Origin of the sequence: Pleurocapsa sp. PCC 7327 (genome assembly GCF_000317025.1) — a bacterium.
Classification (GTDB): domain Bacteria; phylum Cyanobacteriota; class Cyanobacteriia; order Cyanobacteriales; family Microcystaceae; genus Hydrococcus.
Genome location: NC_019689.1, coordinates 4724412 through 4746100, shown reverse-complemented (window position 1 = coordinate 4746100; position 21689 = coordinate 4724412). Strand labels below are relative to the sequence as shown.

21 protein-coding genes and 1 pseudogene are annotated in these 21689 nt (G+C 44.8%); 11 read left to right on the top strand and 11 right to left on the bottom strand.

The annotated features are described in order from the left end of the window. Positions 1-61 precede the first annotated feature (61 nt). The 3 genes from bcp to PLE7327_RS21310 all read right to left on the bottom strand — a co-directional run bounded on the left by bcp (position 62) and on the right by PLE7327_RS21310 (position 4065). On the bottom strand, positions 62-541 hold the full coding sequence (gene bcp / locus PLE7327_RS21320; protein WP_015145835.1) for a thioredoxin-dependent thiol peroxidase: 480 nt from the start codon (positions 539-541) through the stop codon (positions 62-64). Between the two features lie 240 nt (positions 542-781). After that, complete coding sequence (locus PLE7327_RS21315) at positions 782-2542, bottom strand: BRCT domain-containing protein (RefSeq protein ID WP_015145834.1); 1761 nt, start codon at positions 2540-2542, stop codon at positions 782-784. A gap of 227 nt (positions 2543-2769) precedes the next feature. Further along, complete coding sequence (locus PLE7327_RS21310) at positions 2770-4065, bottom strand: D-alanyl-D-alanine carboxypeptidase (RefSeq protein WP_015145833.1); 1296 nt, start codon at positions 4063-4065, stop codon at positions 2770-2772. Between the two features lie 376 nt (positions 4066-4441). Between PLE7327_RS21310 and PLE7327_RS21305 the strand changes: the two genes are divergently transcribed. From PLE7327_RS21305 to PLE7327_RS21295, 3 genes and pseudogenes are all read left to right on the top strand, one after another. Beyond that, positions 4442-4792, top strand: coding sequence for a DUF760 domain-containing protein (locus PLE7327_RS21305; protein WP_015145832.1), 351 nt, complete (start codon positions 4442-4444; stop codon positions 4790-4792). Between the two features lie 6 nt (positions 4793-4798). Next, positions 4799-5896 (top strand): A/G-specific adenine glycosylase, encoded by a 1098-nt coding sequence (gene mutY / locus PLE7327_RS21300; RefSeq protein ID WP_015145831.1) that lies wholly within the window; start codon positions 4799-4801, stop codon positions 5894-5896. Positions 5897-5981: 85 nt separating this feature from the next. Beyond that, positions 5982-6853 (top strand): annotated as a pseudogene (locus PLE7327_RS21295) (aldo/keto reductase). 110 nt (positions 6854-6963) lie between these two features. On the opposite strand, the gene PLE7327_RS21290 reads toward PLE7327_RS21295, so the two are convergent. Further along, complete coding sequence (locus PLE7327_RS21290) at positions 6964-7338, bottom strand: hypothetical protein (RefSeq protein WP_015145830.1); 375 nt, start codon at positions 7336-7338, stop codon at positions 6964-6966. A gap of 361 nt (positions 7339-7699) precedes the next feature. Between PLE7327_RS21290 and PLE7327_RS21285 the strand changes: the two genes are divergently transcribed. The 6 genes from PLE7327_RS21285 (at position 7700) to PLE7327_RS21260 (ending at position 12585) form a co-directional block, all read left to right on the top strand. Further along, positions 7700-8662 (top strand): hypothetical protein, encoded by a 963-nt coding sequence (locus PLE7327_RS21285; protein ID WP_015145829.1) that lies wholly within the window; start codon positions 7700-7702, stop codon positions 8660-8662. A gap of 87 nt (positions 8663-8749) precedes the next feature. Further along, the gene (locus PLE7327_RS21280) at positions 8750-9040 is read left to right on the top strand and encodes a hypothetical protein (protein WP_015145828.1); all 291 of its coding nucleotides are present in this window, start codon (positions 8750-8752) and stop codon (positions 9038-9040) included. A 123-nt stretch (positions 9041-9163) separates the two neighbouring features. Next, a complete protein-coding gene (locus PLE7327_RS21275; RefSeq protein WP_051036497.1) occupies positions 9164-9712 on the top strand; it encodes a hypothetical protein in 549 nt (182 codons plus the stop codon). Between the two features lie 256 nt (positions 9713-9968). After that, complete coding sequence (locus tag PLE7327_RS21270) at positions 9969-10853, top strand: universal stress protein (RefSeq protein ID WP_015145827.1); 885 nt, start codon at positions 9969-9971, stop codon at positions 10851-10853. A gap of 643 nt (positions 10854-11496) precedes the next feature. Beyond that, positions 11497-11841 carry a four-helix bundle copper-binding protein gene (locus PLE7327_RS21265; RefSeq protein WP_015145826.1) on the top strand — a complete coding sequence of 115 codons (345 nt, stop codon included), beginning with the start codon at positions 11497-11499 and terminating at the stop codon, positions 11839-11841. 339 nt (positions 11842-12180) lie between these two features. Then, the gene (locus tag PLE7327_RS21260; RefSeq protein WP_015145825.1) at positions 12181-12585 is read left to right on the top strand and encodes a hypothetical protein; all 405 of its coding nucleotides are present in this window, start codon (positions 12181-12183) and stop codon (positions 12583-12585) included. A gap of 92 nt (positions 12586-12677) precedes the next feature. On the opposite strand, the gene PLE7327_RS24120 is transcribed toward PLE7327_RS21260, so the two are convergent. From PLE7327_RS24120 to PLE7327_RS21245, 3 genes are all read right to left on the bottom strand, one after another. Continuing rightward, positions 12678-13031: a hypothetical protein gene (locus tag PLE7327_RS24120; protein WP_217523251.1), complete on the bottom strand. Its 354-nt coding sequence runs from the start codon at positions 13029-13031 to the stop codon at positions 12678-12680. After that, the gene (locus PLE7327_RS25500) at positions 13022-13210 is read right to left on the bottom strand and encodes a hypothetical protein (protein ID WP_041392466.1); all 189 of its coding nucleotides are present in this window, start codon (positions 13208-13210) and stop codon (positions 13022-13024) included. Before PLE7327_RS25500 ends, PLE7327_RS24120 begins: the two co-directional genes overlap by 10 nt. Positions 13211-13360: 150 nt before the next feature. Next, the gene (locus PLE7327_RS21245) at positions 13361-14038 is read right to left on the bottom strand and encodes a pentapeptide repeat-containing protein (RefSeq protein WP_015145824.1); all 678 of its coding nucleotides are present in this window, start codon (positions 14036-14038) and stop codon (positions 13361-13363) included. 491 nt (positions 14039-14529) lie between these two features. On the opposite strand from PLE7327_RS21245, the gene PLE7327_RS21240 reads away from it, so the two are divergent. Continuing rightward, the gene (locus tag PLE7327_RS21240; RefSeq protein WP_015145823.1) at positions 14530-15528 is read left to right on the top strand and encodes a PRC-barrel domain-containing protein; all 999 of its coding nucleotides are present in this window, start codon (positions 14530-14532) and stop codon (positions 15526-15528) included. Between the two features lie 239 nt (positions 15529-15767). Here PLE7327_RS21240 and PLE7327_RS21235 read toward each other — a convergent pair whose 3' ends face one another. The 4 genes from PLE7327_RS21235 to murC form a co-directional block, all read right to left on the bottom strand. Next, positions 15768-17024, bottom strand: a complete 1257-nt coding sequence (locus PLE7327_RS21235) for a VWA domain-containing protein (protein ID WP_015145821.1) — start codon at positions 17022-17024, stop codon at positions 15768-15770. 257 nt (positions 17025-17281) lie between these two features. Next, positions 17282-17617 (bottom strand): YbaB/EbfC family nucleoid-associated protein, encoded by a 336-nt coding sequence (locus PLE7327_RS21230; protein WP_015145820.1) that lies wholly within the window; start codon positions 17615-17617, stop codon positions 17282-17284. 124 nt (positions 17618-17741) lie between these two features. After that, entirely contained in the window at positions 17742-18671 is a 930-nt protein-coding gene (gene murB / locus PLE7327_RS21225) for a UDP-N-acetylmuramate dehydrogenase (RefSeq protein ID WP_015145819.1), read from the bottom strand. Positions 18672-18769: 98 nt separating this feature from the next. Then, positions 18770-20284: a UDP-N-acetylmuramate--L-alanine ligase gene (gene murC / locus PLE7327_RS21220; protein ID WP_041392464.1), complete on the bottom strand. Its 1515-nt coding sequence runs from the start codon at positions 20282-20284 to the stop codon at positions 18770-18772. Between the two features lie 390 nt (positions 20285-20674). Between murC and PLE7327_RS21215 the strand changes: the two genes are divergently transcribed. After that, complete coding sequence (locus PLE7327_RS21215) at positions 20675-21688, top strand: type I glyceraldehyde-3-phosphate dehydrogenase (protein WP_015145817.1); 1014 nt, start codon at positions 20675-20677, stop codon at positions 21686-21688. Position 21689: the final 1 nt, after the last annotated feature.

Sequence of the window (21689 nt, the reverse complement as noted above, 5' to 3'; positions counted from 1 at the left end):
TACTTTCCCCAGGTTTTTGCTGGCAAAAGATTGCTGTTCTAGGAAAGACAGGAAAACCGTTTCAGAGGCTCCTTAACTCTTTTAATTTCTTCAAAACGACTTGAGCATGACCTTTGGCACGTACATTATACCAAGCATGCGCGATCGCGCCTTCGGGATTAATTAGGAAAGTCGAGCGAATAATGCCCATGTATTCTTTGCCCATAAATTTCTTCAATCCCCATGCACCATAAGCTTGGGCGATTTTATGGTCGCGATCGCTTAACAGTTGAATTGATAAATTATGTTTTTCGATAAATTTACAGTGGGAAGTTTCTGAATCGGGACTCGCGCCAAGAATTTTAGCGCCTAAAGCATTGAATTCCGACGAGGAAGCTGTAAAGTCTTGTGCTTGCGTCGTACAACCTGGCGTATTATCTTTTGGATAAAAATAAAGCACCAGCCATTGAGAAGAAAAATCGCTTAAAGTTACTAAATTACCATTTTGGTCTTTGGCAGAAAAATCTGGTGCTTTTTGCCCGCTTTGAAGAAGATCGTTCATTGATAAGCCGGAAATAGATCGATTCAGGATATAAAATTTATCCCAGGATTATTTCATTCTGATTGCAGTTAACCAAGAAATGAATTTGACGAGCGACCCCGCGCCGCCGTTAGGCACATCTGGTAGCGCGAGTTGGCTCAAAATTTAAGTCCGTCTTATAGGACTTAAGAGATTAGACAGAGAATTTATTCTCTGGCTTTCTTTCGAGAATGAAATAGCCCTGTATTTATCCCTAATTACTCAGGCAGATTCTTGAGAGGTTTTGAGTAACTCTAGAAACTGCGATTCCGAAAGTTGAGGAATTCCTAATTTTTGTGCTTTTTTGAGTTTTTCTCCTGGCGCTTTGCCTACTATGATATAGTCGGTTTTGGCGCCAGGGGAACTCATAACGCTTCCACCTGCATTTTGAATCAGAGTTCTAGCTTCATCGCGATTGACTTGGGTTAAAGTTCCCAGAATAACAACTTTTTTTCCTTCTAGTGGTTTTTGTTTCTTTTGAGTTGCTGTCGTTTTCTTTTCTGGTTCTGGTGAGGAAATTTGTTGGAGTTCCGATTTTATTTCTTCTTCTTGTTTTGGAGGATGAGTAGGCTGTTGGGGTGTGACTATTGGAGTGGTTTTTTCAGCTTCCTTTAACGAGGTTTTTTGGGCAAGTTGCTTTAACTGTTTTTGCAGGTCTTCTGCTTTCTCGGTTTCTTGCTTTAAAGCACTTTCTACTTGTTCTTTTTCTTGTCTGAGGCTAGCTATTTCTTTTTGAAGTTGACCGACTTGCTTTTGCCATTCATCTTTGGCTTGTTGTTGTTCCAGTAAAGTTGCTTTTTCTTGTTTTAGTTCTTCGAGCTGTTTTTGTAACAACTCAATTCGGTTATTAGCTTCTTCTCGATCTTTTTGAGTTTCTTGAGTTAGCTGACGTAATTCTTTTTCTAGAGAGTCAACTTTTTCTGTTTCTTGTTTTAAGGTAACTTCTACTTTTTCTTTTTCTTGAGAGAGATTAGTAATTTGTTCTTGCAATCTCTCTTGAGTTTTTTGATTCTCTTGGTTTAATTGCTGCAACTGTTTCTTTAACGAAGCAAACCGTTCTGTTTCTTCTTTCAAAGCTGCTTCGATTCTTTCTCTTTCTTTAGCTAGGTCAGAATTTTGTTTTTGAAGGTCGTCGATCCGGATTTGTAAACTTTCTTGAGTTTGCTGTTTTTCTTGCGTTATTTGTTGTAATTGGTTTTCTAGAGAAGTCGCTTTTTCTGTTTCCTTTTTCAAAGCTGCTTCGATTCTTTCTTTTTCTCGCTCCAGCTCAGAATTTTGTTTTTGAATTGTACTAATTTGAAGCTGTAATTTCTCCTGATTTTTTTGATTTTCTTGAGTATTTTTTTGTAATTCCTGTTGGAGTAAGCTTACTTTTTCTGTTTCTTTTTTAAGGTTGTTAATTTGTTTTTGTAATTCTTCTTGAATCTGCTGTTTCTCTTGATTTATTTTTTGCAATTGTTGTTGCAGAGACTTAGTTTTTTCTGTCTCCTGTTTTAAGCTCGTTTCTATACGTTCTTTTTCCTTTCTTAGGTTGCCAATTTGTTTTTCTAGCTCGGAAACTTTTTCCGTTTTTTGCTTAAGAGCAACTGCCACACGTTCAGTTTCTCGTTCGAGATCGCCTAACTGTCGTTGTAGATCGTTAGCTTTTTCTCGATCGCGTTTTAACTCTGCTTCGAGGTTACTTTTAGTTTTTTCCAAAGTCGCGATCGCCTGTTGTAACTGACTGGTATTCTCTTCTAGCTGGCTAATCTTATTTTGCAGTTGGGCATTTTGTTCGCCAAGAGATTGATTAGAATCTTCCGCCTGAGTGAGATTTTCTAAGATTTTCTCTTTTTCTTGCTCTAATTCTTTTTGTTTAGACAAAAATTCTGCCGCTTGCTTGCTTTGACTCCTACGGAGTTGTAGGTAAGTTATTGCTCCTCCAATTAATAAACCTAATAAAGCAGTCGATCCTGCAATTCCATAAACAAATTCGTTGGTCATAGTCAATCCTCCGGTTCGGCAAGCAAGTGACTGGCAATTTTTTGCAGAGATTTATCTCGGTTTGAGATGCCAATAAAACTGGCTCTATTTTCTAGTTATATCAGGAGAAAAAGGCGCAGATTGTTGCTGAGTATTAAATCTTAATACGATGGTTTATAAGATTGAGATTGGTTTTATTTTTGTGCGATCGAGCTGCTTGAAATTGACTGTGAAACGATCGTTCGCTCTCATCCTTTAACTTTTAGATTGCGACTGGGATCGCCTAAATAAGCATTATCAGTGCCAATCGTAGTTGTAGCGGGGATGATTTGCCAATGTTGGGATAAATTTTGTAATAATCGGTCTTGTTCTGCTCGCAATCTTTCAATGTTGTTGCCATGATTGATAATGGCAAACCAGACTAAACCGCGTTCTTTGGTAGGAATAACGCCCGCTAAAGCGCTCACTTGCGCGAGAGTGCCAGTTTTAATGGCAACGCCAGAGGGAATGGCACGCCACTGCATCGTCCCGTGGCGATCGCGTCCGCTGAGTGGGAATAAATCCGATATACTTATCGGTTGAGAATCTAATTTGCGATCGAGAGCGATTAACATTTTACTGGCGGCACGGGGAGAAATCTGGTTATCGACTCCCAACCCAGACGTGTTAATCAGGCGAATTTCTTCAGGAGAAACATGAGCTGCTTTAGCGGCTATCTGGGAGACGACTGCTGCACCGCCGATAGTTTCCCCTAACATTTCTGCCATGACGTTATTGCTGTAAATATTCATCTGTTTGAGGAGTTGGGTTAAGGTTAAAGACTGATGGCGCAGGAGCAATTGAGCAGTGTCGGGGATGCTTGGTTGGACTTGGATTGTACCTGCGATCGCGATTTGAGGACGCAACGTTCCTTTCGGCAGAGTTTGATATTGTTTTTGCACCTCAGACGACCAACGACGAGAATCCAATCCCTGTTTAAAGAGTTCGCCCGATTTTCGAGGATCGGACTGAAAATTCATTTTAAAATTGCTCGTAACAATTAAATTACCTTTGATTTGTCGAATTCCGAGTTCGTTGAGTGCATTGCCGATCGCGATCGCTTCCTCCCAGACAAACAACGGATCGCCACTTCCCTCAACGAGCAAATCCCCTTCTAAAATTCCATTATGAATAACGCCCGTTTGATAAATACGAGTTTCAAATCGATGGTTGAGATCCCAAGTTTCTAACGCCGCGATCGTCGTAGCAATTTTGGTCAGAGACGCTGCCGATGCAGGGATACTATCTTGGTGTCGTGCTAATTCTGCCCATTCCGACTGTATCCAAACTCCCTGTCGATCTTTAGAGTAGCCTAGAGAGGCTAACCTTTTTAGATAATCTTTAACGATTGTCTCTACCATGGGATCTGGCTGAGTAGGAATGTCAAAAACCTTTGCTTCTTGCCACGCTACTGATAATGCTGTTGCCGTCATACTCGTTGCAGGTTTTTGTCCTAGTATGTCCATCAGCAAACCGCCTAGTGCGAAACCGATGGTTTCCAGCATTCCTCGACTCCTTTCCCAAGAATTGACTGATTTTTAAACTTAATTATTTCGCAATTTACGTCCGAGGTACAGAGAATTTTTTGGGAACTGACGGTTGGGGATTGTTCGATTTGGGATTTTGGATTGGGGATTAGTTAGTAGTTAGTGGTTGGTGATTAGTTTTCTCCCTTGTCTCCCCACACTCCCCGTCTTCCCCGTCTCCCCATCTCTTCATCTTTGGGAGGGAAAACGACACGTTTAGAGTTCGGTTCTACCCAATGACCGACAAGATTCAACCTTGCTACATTAAAGAAAAGCAAAACCGATAAAAACGCCAAAAATATTTACTCGTTCGACAGTAGATTGAGACTACAGAAGAAGTCACAGGAGGCAAACAGTGAACAACGAATTAAATCGTTCTCAAAATTTATTTGGTAGCGAAAGGGAGTCGGGAGAAGGATTGTGGCAATACGTTCAATCTCTAACTCCAGAAACAATAGCTCGCCTTTCTAGACCGGATTCTCCTGAAGTTCTTCAAGTGATGGAACGCAGTATTATTGGCTTGTTAGGAAATCTGCCTTCAGAAAACTTTGACATTACCATTAGTACTAGCAAGGAAAACTTAGGACGGTTGTTAGCCTCGGCGATGATGAGTGGATATTTCCTACGAAATGCGGAACAAAGAATGAATCTTGAGAAGTCTATTAAAGCTCTCAACAGCTCCCTCCCAGAACAGGAACAGGAATAATAGTAGTTGGTCATTCGTTATTCCTCATTTGCCATTAGTTCGCCAATAACTGAACTGAGGCGATCGCTGCTTGAGTGGTACGGACGACAGGGACGGGATTTACCCTGGCGCCATCAAAGCGATCCTTATACTATATGGGTTTCGGAGATTATGCTCCAACAAACTCAGGTTAAGACTGTCATTCCCTACTATCAACGGTGGCTAGATCGATTTCCTACCATTAAAGACCTTGCAGTCGCCGATCTGCAAACCGTTCTCAAAGCTTGGGAAGGCTTAGGATACTATGCTCGCGCCCGCAATCTCCACAAAGCGGCAGGGCAAATCGTGCGAGACTATAATGGAGTCTTTCCCCAACGGCTAGACGAGGTTTTAACTCTAGCTGGAATCGGTCGCACTACAGCAGGCAGCATTCTCAGTGCTGCTTTTAACCAGCCTTGGTCTATTTTGGATGGCAATGTCAAGCGAGTGTTATCTCGCTTAGTTGCTTTACCCGTGCCGCCTGCTAGGGCAATTGAGCAATTGTGGCAGTTGTCGGATACGCTAATCGATCCCCAGCATCCGAGAGATTTCAACCAAGCTTTAATGGATTTAGGGGCAATAGTTTGTACGCGATCGCGTCCCAGTTGCGATCGATGCCCGTGGATGCCATACTGTCAGGCGTATAGTCAAGGCATGCAAGCTCAACTCCCCATGCGCGAAAGTTCTTCTCCCCTCCCTCATAAACGAATTGGTGTCGCCGTTATCCGCAATGACGAGGGACTGATTTTAATTGATCGCAGACCTGCTAATGGATTGCTGGGAGGATTGTGGGAATTTCCTGGCGGCAAAATCGAACCCAATGAAACCGTCGAAGACTGTATCCGGCGCGAAATCTTAGAAGAAATCGGCATCGATATCGAAGTCGAAGACCATCTCATCAGCATCGATCATGCCTACACCCATTTTCGGGTGACTCTAATCGTTCACTATTGCCGCTATTTAGGAGGCGAACCAAAACCCATTCAATGCGAAGAAATTCGCTGGGTAACATTAGAAGAAATCGATCGCTTTCCCTTTCCGAAAGCCAATACCAAAATTATCGAGGCTTTACGAGGAAAAAATTAACTTGTCTCTAGATAGACGACCCTTCTCTCATTTTTTTGGCTAAATAGAGAGAAAGCAAAAGATAATGCAACAACCCAGCTTATTCATGAAAACCAAAAAACTTGGCAATACCGATACGACCGTCAGCGCCATTGGTTTGGGAGGAATGCCAATGTCTTTAAACGGTCGTCCGCCTCAATCGGTGGCAATTGAAGTCATTCATAGAGCGATCGATCTTGGAGTCACCCTGATTGACACGGCTGATTCTACTGTCAAGATGAATCCGACAAACACCACAACGAGCGCCTGATTGCTACTGCACTTCAAAAATACCATGAGGATACGAGCCATGTTATTGTTGCTACTAAAGGAGGCTTAATGCGTCCCAATGGCAACTGGATTCGCAATGGCAATCCCGACCATCTGCGCCAGACGATTCGCCAAAGTTATGAAGCGCTTGGGGGCGAAAAACCCATCGATGTTTGGCAATACCATGCGCCCGATCCTAACTATACGATTGAGGAGTCACTCGCCCCAGCCAAAGAAGCTGTCGCAGCAGGGTTAATTCGATTTGTAGGCGTTTCTAATTTTTCGGTAGAACAGATTAAACGCGCTCGCGACGTAGTTGAGATTGTCTCCGTCCAAAATCAGTACAATCCTTGGTACCGTCAGCCTGAATTTGATGGGGTACTAGAATATTGCGAACGAGAGGGGCTAACTTTCTTGCCTTGGAGTCCTCTGGGAGGGAGTAGTCGCGTTAGTCGCCTGCAAGATATTCCGACTATTGCCCAGCTAGCCAAAGAAAAAGGCGCGTCTGTCTATCAGATCGTGTTGGCGTGGTTAGTTGCTAAATCTCCTTGCATCATCCCCATCCCCGGCGCTAGTAAAATTTCTAGTATTGAAGATTCTGTAAGGGCGATCGAGGTTCGACTGTCGCCTGAAGAAGTACAATGTCTCGATCGCCAACTCACTTCATAGTTGAATTCGGAAGTCGAGCTGATTGGAAAGATCTTTTTGGCTCATCAATCTTAGGAAGTAATTAGGGAAGGTTGCTAGAGACTTTCCCTGGAACGTCTCCTACATTAGCGTTACGCTCTCGCTACTAACTCATCCTCGATTACTTCGCGGATACGCTGCTCCAAACGTTCGAGATCGAGACCGCTTTCGTCGCGAACGATCCGACGGATAGTTGGATTGACGTTGTGCAAATCCATGAGTAAATCGCTTAGAATCTCCTGCTGTTGCCGTGCCTGAACGATCTCGCGCGGCTCTTGTAGGAGGTCGCGCGCGATTGAGTCTTCAGCACGAGAGGCAACGATAGGTTCGGTTTGTCCTTGTAGGTATATCAAAGTACGCCGTCCCGGTCCGCGACCTTCCTCGATGGGGATAACTGCTGTTACTTGGTCTGAGCGCACATACTTACCAAAGCCCAGATGTACTAGAACCGATGGCTGTATTCTCATTTAACAAAGCATTTTTCTTTGACTTATCTCTATTCTCACTCGCGCTAGATTGAATGAAGAGTATTGATTCGGAGCGGGTTTCACTCTTATTTTAGCGTGTTTTCTCTAAAGATGGCGATCGCTTTCTCAGGACTTCTCGATCGCGCGGGAAAACCTTTATGGATTCGGCTTTGCTGCGTTCGTTCCTCTCATCATTTGGGTAGAGAGTTTAACTTGAACTTGTGATAGAAGAAAAAAATTTTTTGGGTTGTTATATTAGCTATAAGCATAAAGAATGTCCTCAGTCAACTAAATTTAATTTTTAGTAACTTGAAAAATTTATGCAAATGTATACGTCTTTACAGGCGAGGGTTGAGTGCCTATGTCTAACAAAACAGTGGCGATAAAAGATTACCAAGTTATCCCACAACAGAAAGAGCAAACGAGCAAAACTACATCTTTTCTACATGCAGTCAAAAGCCTTATTTGGTTTGTTGGGATTCCCGCTTGGCTGTTTGCAATTTGCGATCGCGCCCTTGCTATTTTTACCAAAGGTCATTTATCTGTCCTAGAATTCGTACAAATCCTGACAATCGTGTTTTTCTTTGTTACTTGGCTTTATTTAAAGCCAGAACCGAGTTCGGAAAGCGCCGATGAAGACAAGCAAAACCATCAGCTCGATATCGATGCGGAGCGGCTTGAAGTTTACAAAGGTATCGTTGCCAACCGAATGCTTCAGTTGCAAGAACAACACGCGATTAGTCAAGAGTATACTTTATCTTTTCCCTATCTCTGCCAAATCTATCATTTGCTCAATTTGAAGCATTTGGAAACCATTCACAGTTTCAGCCTCAATAACTTAAAAATTGTTGGAGTCAGTCAGTTCGAGTCTACGCATAATGGAGGAAAAATTAGGTTTCAAACCGTTTTGGATTCGCCATTCAATGTTTTAAGAATTTGGCGACAACCGCTAGTCGATGTCAACTTAACCCTGCTTACTCCCTATACAGTCGAACTCAGCATCCCAGTTTATAACGGCAAACATATAATTGTCTTGTTTAATGCCGTTCCTCTCAATCAAGGCGCACATAAGTTCTTTATCGATATTTACACCGAGTTAGAGTGGCCTAAACCTTTATTGCAATTCCCTTTGCATATCGCTGCCATTGTGACTCTGTTTGAAGATTTGCCTTATCTGCGCAAACTAGCCCAAAGAAATATCGATCGCTTATTCAAGTCGCATAAGGGTTCAGATTGCAACACCCTCTGGTTATATAAAAGATTTGTCGATTTATATGGTTCGAGCGAACTCTCTGCTCAACTGCCTCCATCCTCAGCCCAGTAATCATTCAACCGATCTGTAAAGAATTGTTACGATGTATGTAGGTCGGAGCTAAATTTTTCGGTTCGCATTTCTTAGGAATAGATAACTATGGCTAACAGCGACTTATCAGGGCATCTCAGAAAAAAATCACAATCTGAAGAGTTTTCTCACATTTACCGAACTTTAGCTTGGTTTTTAGGAATTGCTGCTTGGTTATTTGGAACGATTGACCGAAGCCTCGCTGCTTTTGCCGATGGCTATGTATCTGCAATCGATCTTATGCAAATCGCGATCGCTGCTTTTTTGTTCGTTTGCTGGCTGTTTCTCAAACCAAGTTGGAGATTTGCCAATCGAAAGTCAGAAACAGATGTGTTCGATGGGCTTTCCGTAAAAAAATAGAAGGTAAGTAGAAAAGTATTGTTTGAAGAAGTTTTAGGTGAGCTTGCCGAACCGATTTCAAAAATAGGAACTCGCGCGACAGAGTTAGGAATTTGCTTAGTCGTGCATCCGGATCGATAGGTAGTGTTAAATTCGGATCGCCCAGAAGTTATCGAAAACAGCATTAAAATTCTTGCTACTCACGCTCGTATTTTTGATATGCTAAGATTACTGCAATCGCCTTGGGCATTAATAAATATACATGGCGGCAGGGGCGATCGTTCCATGCACCTAATCGATACGATCCGCAATTTGCCAGAGTCGATTCGACTGCGTTTAACATTGGAGAATGACGAATACACTTACAGTGCGAGCGACATTTTAGAAATCTGCCAGGCTGCGGAAATTCCGATGGTGTTTGATGCCCATCACCACGTCATTCACGAACAGCTTGATAGTTATGAAGACCCTAGCATTGCAGAAATGGTTTTGGCAGCTCGCACGACTCGGAAACCTCCCGAATGGCAGCTAGTTCACATTTCTAATGGAAGCACCTCTTTTCGCGATCCCAAACATAGCGATTTGATTACCGCAATGCCCAGTGCCTATCGCAACATCGATTGGATAGAAATTGAAGCAAAACACAAAGAAAAAGCGATCGACTTATTACGCCAAACGGGGTTAGTGAAATAGGGTTGGTTTAGAAGAAATCTTTCCAACGGCAGAGAATAATACTTTGCTGATATGTATAAATGTATCAAGTTCATTGAGACCGAATCAGAAGTTGATTTGCCCGATCGACGGTTAGTTCGACATAAGTCTTGCTATTTATGAGTCGATCGAAGCGTAGCCCAACAATCTAAAACCGACAGCGATCGCTATTTCATACTTTACGGAACGTAGATGTTTTTAAATATACTAATATTGGCGCGAGCGACGATTTTAAGTTATGTTTCAACACTGTTTAATCTGCACGAACTTTTCCGACGGCTTGCATCGATTGACTGATTTTGTTCCCGATTTAGCAAGTAGCGGTCTAAAACGGATTGTTTTTTTACATATTATTTCGGTTTGGCAAGACGGAAGAGGTTCTAGAATAGACGAAGAGCAAGTCGCAGCAGCTAAAGAACGCCTCTCAGCCGCTCTCACCTCCGTGCCAGAAGGAGTAGAAGTCAAGGTAGAAGTTGCGTTAGGTCGTCCGGTTGAAAAAATCCTTCGAGCAGTAGAAACCTATCAAATCGATGTCGTTTTTGTGGGCACGCCAATTCGCAGTTTGCTGGAAGAAAAAATCTTGGGCAGTACGAGCGCGGCATTGACGAAATTGATGTCAACACCCCTCATCGTTCTCCGTCCCGAACTAATTACCACTTATACTCGCGAAGAATTATCCTTGCGCTGTCGGCATCTTTGGCGTTATTTGTTAATTCCTTACAATGATGGGAAAGCGGCTCGCTATTTAATCGAACGAATCAAAGAGTATGCCAAGAAACAACCAGAAAAGCATCTAAAACAATGCATGCTCGTTTGGGTTGTTAGCGATGGATTGCGCGAAAAGGTGCTGATAACTAATCGCCTGCAAGAAGCTCAGAAAAAACTAGAATCCGTCAAAGCTGAATTAGAAGCACTGGGATTGGAAGTCAATACTGAGGTACGACAGGGAAATCCTTTGCTAGAAATTCTCGATGCTGCGCTGTATTTTGATATCAGCGCGATCGCGATCGCAACTGACCGTCAACCCGATTGGCTAGAGTTAGCCGTTCCCTGTTTTGCGAGAGACTTGCTACGTCGCAGTTGGTTTCCAGTCTTATTTTTCTCTGCCGATCGGCAAAATTAAGAGCCTAGTTGTCCACGAGAGAATTTTTCTTGATTTTACTAACAGTTTCTAGATAAGTCGATCGGTATGTAAATATTTACAAAAAAAACAGTTGTTTTGAAATCCTAAAATTAACTCTATCTTAAGATAGAAGATAAAGCCAGTCTTGTCAGCTAAAGGTATTACTAAGGAGTGAAGAAAAATTATTAGTTTTATTGCTAGGTTTTTAAAGAAAAACTATCATAGAAAAAAACCTTAGCAATGGTACTAATATTAGATATTATTAGAAGATTAGAACAAACCTAGCGGACGACAATCGAGCAGGCGTAACAGCGGCTATCGCGTCTCCATTGCCGCCAGTTTTTTGCTAAAGTATGAATGCGATCGCGCGCGTCATCAATAATTCCTGGCTATTAGATAGTTTGGAAGGCTGCCAATTTGCCAGTAGTTCGACCTGCATAGAAAGTTAATAGTTAATAGATAGTTAATAGTTAGTGGTTAGTAGATATTTTTTTAGTAACTATTACTTACGAACTACTAAAAAACGGAATTGAGATGAAATCTTGCTCTGTCTATAGCAAGAAATCCGCTTTCTTTCAACAGAGAGATGATATTTTGTTCAGAAAATTTTTACATATTAAAAATAAAAGAGAGGAAAATTCCAATGCTTTTAGTTAGCAAAGAATATCAATCCAGTTTTGATACTGCCATGTATTGTGTCGTCGAGTGCGAACATTGCGCCAAAGCCTGCATGGGAGATCCAGAAATGTTAGGGTGCGCTCGCACTTGTCTCGACTGTGTAGAAACTTGCCGCACGATCGCAATTTATATGGTACGCGGCTCGCGCTTTATTCCCCATCTAGCCAAAGCTTGTGCCGAAATTTGCGATGCTTGTGCAAAAGAATGCGAAAAACACAAAGACGAACATTGCCAGAAATGCGCAAGAGCTTGTCGTCAAGCAGCAGAAGAATATCGCAAGATTGCAGGAGTAGCGGCAGCACGAGCTTAAAAAAAGAAGACAAGCGAAGGAGAATCACTGGCGATCGAGTCTGCCGATTCAGTATTGATTGACTTAGATCTTGCATCAGAACCAGAACCAGTAAACATTAAAATCTCGCCAAGAAATCAATTTCTTGGCTAAGAGCATAAGTCCATTAAAATGGACTGAAAGTCTTATCTAGTCATCATTTAGTTCTATAGGCGAGGACTGTTGCAACCGAGCAAGGGAATGAATTCCCTTGTGGAGTGGAGCGAAGCGTAGGTGCAAGTCTCAGTTGAGAACGATCCTCTCGCTCGAAGCTTGCCTAGCGTTGAACTTTTCAGGAGTTTCTGCTCGGAGATAAATGATATGGATGCTGAAGAATACTTATATCAACCAGTGGTGAAAGAACAAAACTTTTTAGCTGCCTATCGAGGTGATGCTTACTCAAATCAGTCACTACAAACTGAGATTCCGACTAATGGAAAACCAAGCGCCGATCGCACTAATAATAGCGGAATCTTATTGATTTCTAGCGGCTTGTTAGCCATCTCGATTGTTTTTACCATTGCGTTAGTCGCGGTCTTACTCAAACGATTGATGTTTTTAAAAGCGTTTGACGAACAATCAACGACTGCAAAACGCGATCGCCAAGTTCCCTGCACTAAGTGTCATTTTTTTAACAATAACTTTTATCTCAAGTGCGCCGTTCACCCTTCTAAGGTTTTAACTTCAGAGGCAAGGGATTGTTCGGACTACTGTCCCCGTCGATAGAAAAGCTCGCTGGCATTTTTATCGCTGTTTTATTGGGAGAAGTTATGCGTCAAAACCAACTCAATTTCGTAGAAAATTGCGATCGCTGCGAACTAAATTCCAAAGAAGATTTTTAAAGCATTCTCCATCCGACTCGACCAAGACTCTTCGGTATGCTCTCCCGTGGGATCTTCGACAACAAACAGATTTTCGTTTTCCCGATATCCAAAATCTTTTACTAAGATATCCCGCATTTCGCGACCTCGTGCCGTGGCACGCTCTTCAATAAACGAATTGTGAAAACCTCCTTCTCTTACTAAACCCCAGTCCAGGTAAATTTTTAAGCGCTTGTCGGGATTGTTTAGGGTTTTTGAAGCCTCGAAAAGAAGCGCCGAAGACTCTAGAGTCCCAAAGAAAAAAACCGCAAACTCGAAGGAAGAAGCATCCATCGCAGAATCTATTCCCACCCAAAATGAAAGTGTTCCTGGCTAATCTCATAATTTCGCGGCAAGAAAATATGAACCTTACGCGGCTTATCCCATTCTCTGCCCACCTGAAGATTATCGTAAGTGTGAAAAAATCCTCCCCAATAGCCGCGATCGTAAAACCAACCTTCTTGTCCGCCTTTGGTAAATTGCTCAGCCACTTGTCAATAATTTTATTTTGGATTTTGGATTGGTTAGTAGTTAGTAGTTAATTGTCTTCCCACACTCCCAGTCTCCCAGTCCCCTTGTCTTCGGAGTCTCCGAACTCTCCCCACACTTTCCACACTCCCCATCTCCCCCGACTTCCGACTTCAACTATGAATCGTCCCATCGGGCAAAATCGCTCCCGTAAGGATAGCTCCTGTCAGTTTGACCAGAATACGATTACCAGAACCAACTTTAGCGCCTCTGAGATCGGCTTCTCGCAGATCGGCTCCGCTCAGATCTGCCCCAATTAGCTTGGCTTCTTGCAAATTTGCTTGTTTGAGATTGGCTTGCAGCAAATTAGCGCGAAATAGATTGGCTCTATACAAATTGGCACCTTCGAGATTAACGTTATGTAAAAAGCTATCGCTGAGGTCGGCTTCGCTGAGATCGGCACCAGCCATGTTTCTGCCAGAGAGGTCTTTTTCTTTGAGATCGGCTCCTCTGAGGTTCGCTCCGCTGAGATCGCTGTAGTAGGGTCTTCTTGCCTGAGAATAAGTTGACTGAGGGCGTTCCCGCGTTGGGGACGATGCTGGCTTTGAAGAAGATTTTGACCTGGACTGTCGAGACGATTTTTCCTTGGTTTGGATTTGCCGCAGTTGCTCCCGCGCGTGGTTGAGTTCCTGAAGTTTGGCAACGGCTTTTTCTAGCAGCCGTTGATTATCTTTGGGGATGCGATCGGGATGCCAAATAAATGCTAAATCCTTGTAAGCTTGGTTAATCTCTTCGAGAGATGCCCCTAATTCCAAGCCCAGCACTTTGTAGTATTGCTCTAACTCTTTCATTGCCACGCTCATAACGCTTAACCGCAATGGAATGACTTTAGGTTGCCAGCTAGATATGGTTTCATCTTAGCTAATCCGATAGTTTTTCTAGATAACTCTTCTAGAATAATTTTCCCGCACGCGATCGCGCTAAAAATCTTAGAAAAATTACCAAAATGCCCGAACAGATCCAGTTTCTATTCTCCTGGGCAGACAGATAATTCTCTTTTGGAGCGGGCAAATGTCAAGCGATTAGTTAAAATGATTAACAAGTTGGATTCGCTAGTACAATTTTTGAAGATTAACTCGCGCCAACCAATCTGCTTGTATATCAGTCCGAGCTAAATATTGAGTATCCCACAAACTTAAGGAGCCTATCTTCCAGTGCCCGCCAGGTATTAAATCATAGAGCTTAAGTTATTATCAGTAAATCAAGACCGACCGATTGCTATTGGAACATTATCATTAGACAAACTTTCTACAGGAAGCTATAGCTGCGATTACAGGACAAAATGACCACCGATAACATCCGTTTACGTAACGAATTTTTAAACACTCAGGTGATCGCTCGCAACACAGGTAAAAAGTTGGGAGTTGTTAAAGAAGTATTAGTCGATATCGATCGCCGAGAAGTAGTAGCGCTGGGACTGAGAGATAACATTCTGGCCCTCTCTGGAATGCCTCAGTACATGTACATCTCTAGCATCCGGCAAGTAGGCGATGTCATTTTGGTAGAGGATGAAGATGTCTTCGAAGCCATCGATATCGATGCCTACAGTTCCTTGATCAATAGCGAAGTAATTACAGAAACGGGAGAACCCCTGGGTCGCGTTCGGGACTTCCAATTCAATCTAGAGGATGGCAAAGTTTCTACTATCACGATCGCTTCTTTGGGATTTCCACAGATTCCCGAGCAACTCATCAGCACCTACGAACTCTCTATGGAGGAAGTGGTCAGCAGCGGACCCAATCGCTTGATCGTTTTTGAAGGGGCAGAAGAGCGCCTCAGACAATTAACCGTAGGAGTCCTAGAACGTTTGGGTATCGGCAGACCCCCTTGGGAAAGAGAAGAAGAAGAGATGTATCCGTCTACCGTTCAACCGGGCAACGAACTACCTAGCGGCATTCCCATTCGCACGCCAGTAGAAGCTCGCAAGCCAGTGGTAGAAGAACGTTGGGACGAAGATGAATGGGAACAGCCTATCGCTGCCCCGCCTCCCCGTCGGCAAGCCGAGTCGATTCGCTACGAAGAAGAATATGAATACGAAGAAGAGTTAGAAGAAGACAACTGGGGTGAAGTCAGAAGAGAGCGCGCTGCGGCTCGCTACCAACCCCCTGTTTACGAACCCAAGGCTCCCGAACCGGATTACGATTACGAAGACTACGATGATGTCCGAGGCGATGTCTGGGATGACGACACGGAACCGGAGCCTTATAAGCCTTCTCCGGTTAACATTCCCGACAAGAAAAAAGAGAAACAACCCGAATACGAAGAAGAAGCAGGCTACTAATTTCCCCCTAAAATTCAGCCAACATTTCGAGCGGCCAGCTGTTTTTTACGAGAGAATAGATCTTGAAGAAACTTCAGTTGGAGGATAACGATGTTGTGCAACAACTGCTTACGCCAGCGAAGCTGTTGGGTATACAAACTGGCACAAGCGGATGCGCGCTTGCTTGCTTTGTTGAAAAAACTCAAACAGTGTGAGATTTACCAACCGGCTTGAGATAAAACTAGCTGGTTGAGTTTTTCTCACGCTTGGGTGGTCTTCTCTTGCAAAATTGTCTTAGCGACGATCCGCGTTTTCTTCCGTTCCGCTTCTGAGAGGTCTTGCCCCGATTGCAAGCGAGTGGCGCTGGTCTGGAGAACGGTTGCCGCCCCTTGGTCTCCAAGTTGTAATGCTGTTTTGGCAGCTGTTTGTAGCATTGTGACAGCTCCATCGCGATCGCCCTGTTTGAGTTTGGTTTCCGCAATTTGGGTTTGTCGGTATTTCGCCAGCATCAAAATCGCTTTTTGTACCTGGGGATCGGGTTGCGGTTGATAGACGGACTGCACCTCTACTTGGACGGGCAGTTTTTCGGTGAGCAATCCTTCTTGGGACGTAGCCGGATCGTCGTAACGCACTTGCACTTTAGCAATGGTTTGCGTTCCGGTTGGCAATTGGCTCAAATACAAATTCACCAACACGACTCGCGAATCTCCCGTCATTAAATCGCCCAAGCGGATAAGATGGCAGTTGCCTTCTATTTGAGAGGTTAACTCTACAGTGTCTGGAGCGACTTGCGCGATGGGCTTGAGTTCGGCAAGGCGCACCTGGGATGCTAGTTCTAGCAACAGGCGTGCATTGGTTAAGGCAACTGACTGAAGGCGGTTAAATAGTCGGCTAAACTCGCTGAGAACTTTGTCGGGAGTTTCGATATAGCTGAGCGTTCCCCCAGCATAATCAGCAATTTTTTCCAAGACATCCTGATTCCAGTGAGTGCCAAAACCAAGCGTGTTGATGGTGATATTGTATTCTGATGCCAACTGAGCGAGTTTTAAACAGCGCTGGTTGTCTCCGTGTTCGTTCTCGCCATCGGTCAAAAGTAAAATTTGGGAAACTGTATTGTTTTTTCCTTTCGTCGCTTCTATGATTCCCAGCTTCATCCCCTCGTCGATCGCAGTGCCTCCAGCAGGTTCTAACTGTTGAATCTGATGCCTAACTTTGCTAAGCTCCGTCACGGTTTGATTGGGGACGATGACTTTGGCGCGATGGTCGAAGGCAACCACCGAGAGGCGATCTCTGTGGCTCAATCGTTCGATAAGACGAATAGCAGCTTCTTTGACCGTTTCTAAGGGTCGTCCGGTCAGAGAGCCGCTATGATCGAGTACCAAACAGAGATTTAACGGTAGCGATTGCTCTCGATCCTCGGCTATCGCGGCGATTGACAAAGACAATTGGCGCTGACTTCTAGCTTGATTGGCATCTAGGTGGGAGTCGCTTAGCGCTGGTTGTATACTAACTTTCATAGAGTTTTGGCATTTTCCTGAACAACAACGGCGATCGCCGCTCTGCTCTCTTATATCTCATTTATTCCGAGAACCGCTACAGAAGAGAAACTTATTATTTTATACCATCTTGTTTTGAAGATTCAGCGCGAGATTGACATAAAGAGAGACTGGGGAGACAAAGCGATCGACGACGCAGGCGCGGGTGCGGTTAAGGATTTTCCTGCGTCCGCACTTTGGAGCGCCTTTCTCTACTTGACTCCCTAACTCCTATCGCTCTACATTCCGGGAAGATTCAGACCGCTAGTAAGTTCTTCCATCCGCGTCCGCATCGTTTCTGTCGATTTATTGTAGGCATCTGTCATCGCCTCAGTTACGAGTTCGGACAGTGCCTCTGCACCTTTAGCGACGGCTTCTGGAGAGACTTCTACGCGACGGGGTTCTTGGTTGCCACTGAGGATAACTTTTACCGAACCATCGCTGCTTTGTCCCTGAATTTCCATTTGCTCCAATTCTTCTTGGAGTTTTTTAGCGCCTTCTTGAACTTGCTTGGCTTTCTGGAAAGCCTCTTTGAGCTGTCCTAACCCAAACCCAAATCCTTGTCCTTTTGCCATATCTCTTTAAAATCAGTTGAGTAATCTAGAATTCAAGATCGACAAGAGCAAGTATTTATACTTGCTCGGTTGAAGGAAATCAACCTCTAGTTAATCTTAGCCTTTCCTGGCGATCGCGACAGCTTTAGATAAGTGAAAACTCTCCCAAGATTTTTACTTCTGGTTCTAGCAACACCGACCAATGGGATTCGACTCGTTCCTGGACGTAGCGGATCAAGCGAAAGATATCGTCTGCTTTAGCATTGCCGCAGTTGAGGATAAAGTTAGCGTGGCGGCGAGCGACTTCCGCGTTGCCGATGCGATAGCCTTTTAACCCCAGTTGTTCGATGAGCCATCCGGCTGCATGTGGCGTAGGATTGCGAAAAACGCTGCCGCAACTAGGGCGATCGTAGGGTTGGGAACTTTTGCGCTGTTGGAGGTTGCGATTGGTAGTTTCCATCACCTCATCTCGACTAAAGCCCGGTTGTAGTTGGAAGGTAGCTTCGATAACTAGCCGATTGCCGCCTTGCAATGCCGAAGTTCGATAGCTGTAGTTCAAAGCGTCAGGGGTTAGCTCCTCTAGGGTTCCATCGGGGGAAAGAACGGTGGTGCTGACCAGATATTGGGCAGCGCAGTGGTTGTGAGCGCCTGCATTCATGACCACCGCTCCGCCAACCGTCCCGGGAATGCCAACCGCCCATTCTAAGCCTCGCCAACCCCGTTTAGCCACCTGCCAGGCGAGGCGAGCGATGGGTTCGCCCGCGCTTGCCGTTATTCTTGCCGTTTCGGGATCGAAATGGGTGCGCCGCAGGTAGCGAGTGCTAAGGACTAAACCGGGGATGCCACGATCGCTGATGAGTAAATTCGAGCCAGCACCCAATAGGAGCAGGGGCAGATCTTGACCTCGAAACCACTCGAAGGTGGCTTGCAGTTCGTTCCAATTGCGCGGGGCTACATACCATTGCGCCAGTCCGCCGACTCGATAGGAGGTAAAGTCTGCCAGAGAGACTCGGGGGCGAATGAAACATTCAGTACCCGGCAAATGAATCGGCGAGGGGGCAGAAGACAAAACCATAGGATTGCTGACACAGAAACTGATTAAAGGATAGCTCGAACTTTTGTGAGGGGAACCGAGTCTAAATTGGCAGTCAAAACTAAAAGTGTCAATTTAAATTAATTGCCACTATAAAGAGCAATTAATTCGGGTATCGTCTGATTGAGATTTCCCGCGCCCAGAAATAGAGCCAAGTCTTCTGGTTGGAGAATTTCTTTTAATTTAGCTCCCAAGGTTTTTAAAGTGGGATGGTAAATTACCCGATCGCGATGACTGGCGATCGCGTCGGCAACTTGCTGACCGTCTAGTTGGTGGAGATTCACCTCGCCAGCACTGTAAATGTCAGTCACGACAACCAAGTCGGCATCATCAAAAGCCGTCGCAAATTCGTCGAGGAAAGTAGCGGTACGGCTGTAGCGGTGCGGTTGAAAAATTGCCACCACTCGCGCGTTCTGCTTTTGAGAGATCTTTACGCGAGCAGCTGCTAGCGTGGCGCGGATTTCGCTGGGGTGATGGGCGTAGTCGTCGATCAAGGTAATGCCATGGCAATCCCCGCGTAACTCAAACCGTCGCTTGGCTCCCCCAAAGGTTGCGATCGCGTCGGCAATCACCTCAAACTCAAGTCCCAGTAACCGTCCTGCCGCCACGGCAGCCAAAGCATTGCTAAGATTGTGCTGACCGGGTAGCCCCACTTGCATCGTCCCCAGTAACTTGCCTCGCTCCCATACCTTAGCCAGACTGCCGCCGGGATGGTGGGTTATCTCTGTAACGGTATAGTGGGCATTCTTAGACGAATCGAGACTATAGCTAATTTGTGGTTTGAGACGTTCTCGAACTGTTTCGCAATCGATGCAGCCAATCGTCGTTTCGCATTGAGCGGAAAACCTTTCAAAGATATCGATTACTTGTTCTAAATTCTGATAGCGATCCGGATGGTCGAGTTCGATATTGGTGACAATCCCGATTTTGGGAGCGTGTTTGACCAAAGAACCATCAGATTCGTCTGCTTCGGCGACGAGGTATCGTCCCTCTCCTAGACGGGCATTACCTTCCCAAGCATCTACTTCGCCGCCGACTATGATAGTCGGATCTAATCCCGCTTTGAGCAATACGTAGCCGATTAAACTACTGGTCGTGGTTTTCCCATGGGTGCCAGCAACGGCAAGGCTGTGATATTCTGAGATTAGAGCAGCTAAAACGTCAGAACGATGAAAGATCGGACAGCCTTTTTCTTTAGCGGCCAAATACTCTGAATTGCTTTTTCCAATCGCAGTCGAGCAGACCACTTGAGGTAGGCTCTCGCGCCAACTGGTTTGACTGAGGTACTGAGCAAACTTGCTTGCTCCACTGCCATTGGTTGTTGTGCCAGTTTGTCCCGCTCCGGCTAAAATTGGTAAAGGTTCGCAAGCACCGGGATCGAGCGATTGAAACAGTTCTAGATTGGTGGCTTCTTGGCGGTTAAAAATATAGGCACCGACGGACTGCAATCGTTCGGTAATGTGACTGGGACGAAGATCGGAACCAGAAACGGGCAGCCGACGTTTGGCAAGGATATAGGCGAGGGCTGACATCCCGATCCCGCCTATACCGATAAAATGGAAGGGTCTTCCGCTAAAATCAACCGTTTTCACTATTTATCTCTCCTGACACACCACAAGGCTTGAAGGTAATATGGCTTGGGCTAAGGGGCACTTGGTACTTGCGTACACTTTAATAATAAGCGCGATCGCAGTAGAAACCAAGTTTTTCGTGCGAGTATTACTGGATTTCGTCATGCATCCATTCTTATGCTCCCGCAATCGGGATTAGACTTACTCGAATAAAGACTGAGTGACGAGACAGATGTTTCTTTAAACGTATTAAAAATTTAAAATGCATATTTTTCAATAGAGAAAGGATGTCAACCAAGCGTAGCAAGAAAAAGTTAGCATTTTAGGGATCGAATTGTGCGAGCTTTGCGATATGATCGGGGTCAATTAATATTGTTTTAATGTATTGAACGAAATCATAGAGGGCAAGACGCAGTGATTAGAGTAGCGATCAACGGGTTCGGGCGCATTGGACGTAACTTTCTAAGATGCTGGCTAGGAAGAGAAAACAGCCAGTTAGAAGTTGTGGGGATCAACGATACTTCCGATCCTAAAACCAATGCCCATCTACTTAAATACGATTCGATGCTCGGCAAATTGAACGCCGATATCGGCGCCGATGAAAATTCGATAATTGTTAACGGCAAAACTATCAAGTGCGTATCGGATCGCAACCCCCTAAACTTGCCCTGGGCTGACTGGGGAATCGATTTAATCATTGAATCGACGGGCGTTTTTGTTGACGAAGAAGGGGCATCGAAGCATATCGCCGCAGGTGCGAAAAAAGTTCTAATTACCGCCCCAGGTAAGGGTGCAAACGTGGGAACTTATGTCGTTGGGGTCAATCACAACGACTACGAACATGGCAAGCATACAATCCTTAGCAACGCAAGCTGTACCACTAACTGTTTAGCGCCCGTTGCCAAAGTGCTGCACGAACACTTTGGCATTGTCAAAGGAACGATGACGACGACTCACAGCTACACGGGCGACCAACGCTTGCTCGATGCCAGCCACCGCGACTTGCGACGGGCAAGAGCAGCAGCCATTAACATCGTACCTACCTCTACAGGTGCGGCAAAAGCAGTCGCGCTCGTGCTGCCAGAATTGAAAGGCAAACTGAACGGGATTGCCTTGCGGGTTCCTACGCCTAACGTCTCCGTCGTCGATCTCGTCGTTCAAGTCGAAAAAAGCACCATTGCCGAACAGGTTAATGAAGTTCTTAAGTCAGCCGCCGAAGGTTCTTTGAAGGGGATTCTGCAATATAGCGACCTGCCACTGGTATCTTCCGATTATCAAGGAACTGACTGTTCCTCGATCGTCGATGCTAGCCTAACCATGGTCATGGGCGGCGACATGGTGAAAGTGGTTGCTTGGTATGACAACGAGTGGGGCTATTCTCAGCGAGTCGTCGATCTCGCCGAAATTGTCGCTCAGAAGTGGCAGTAAT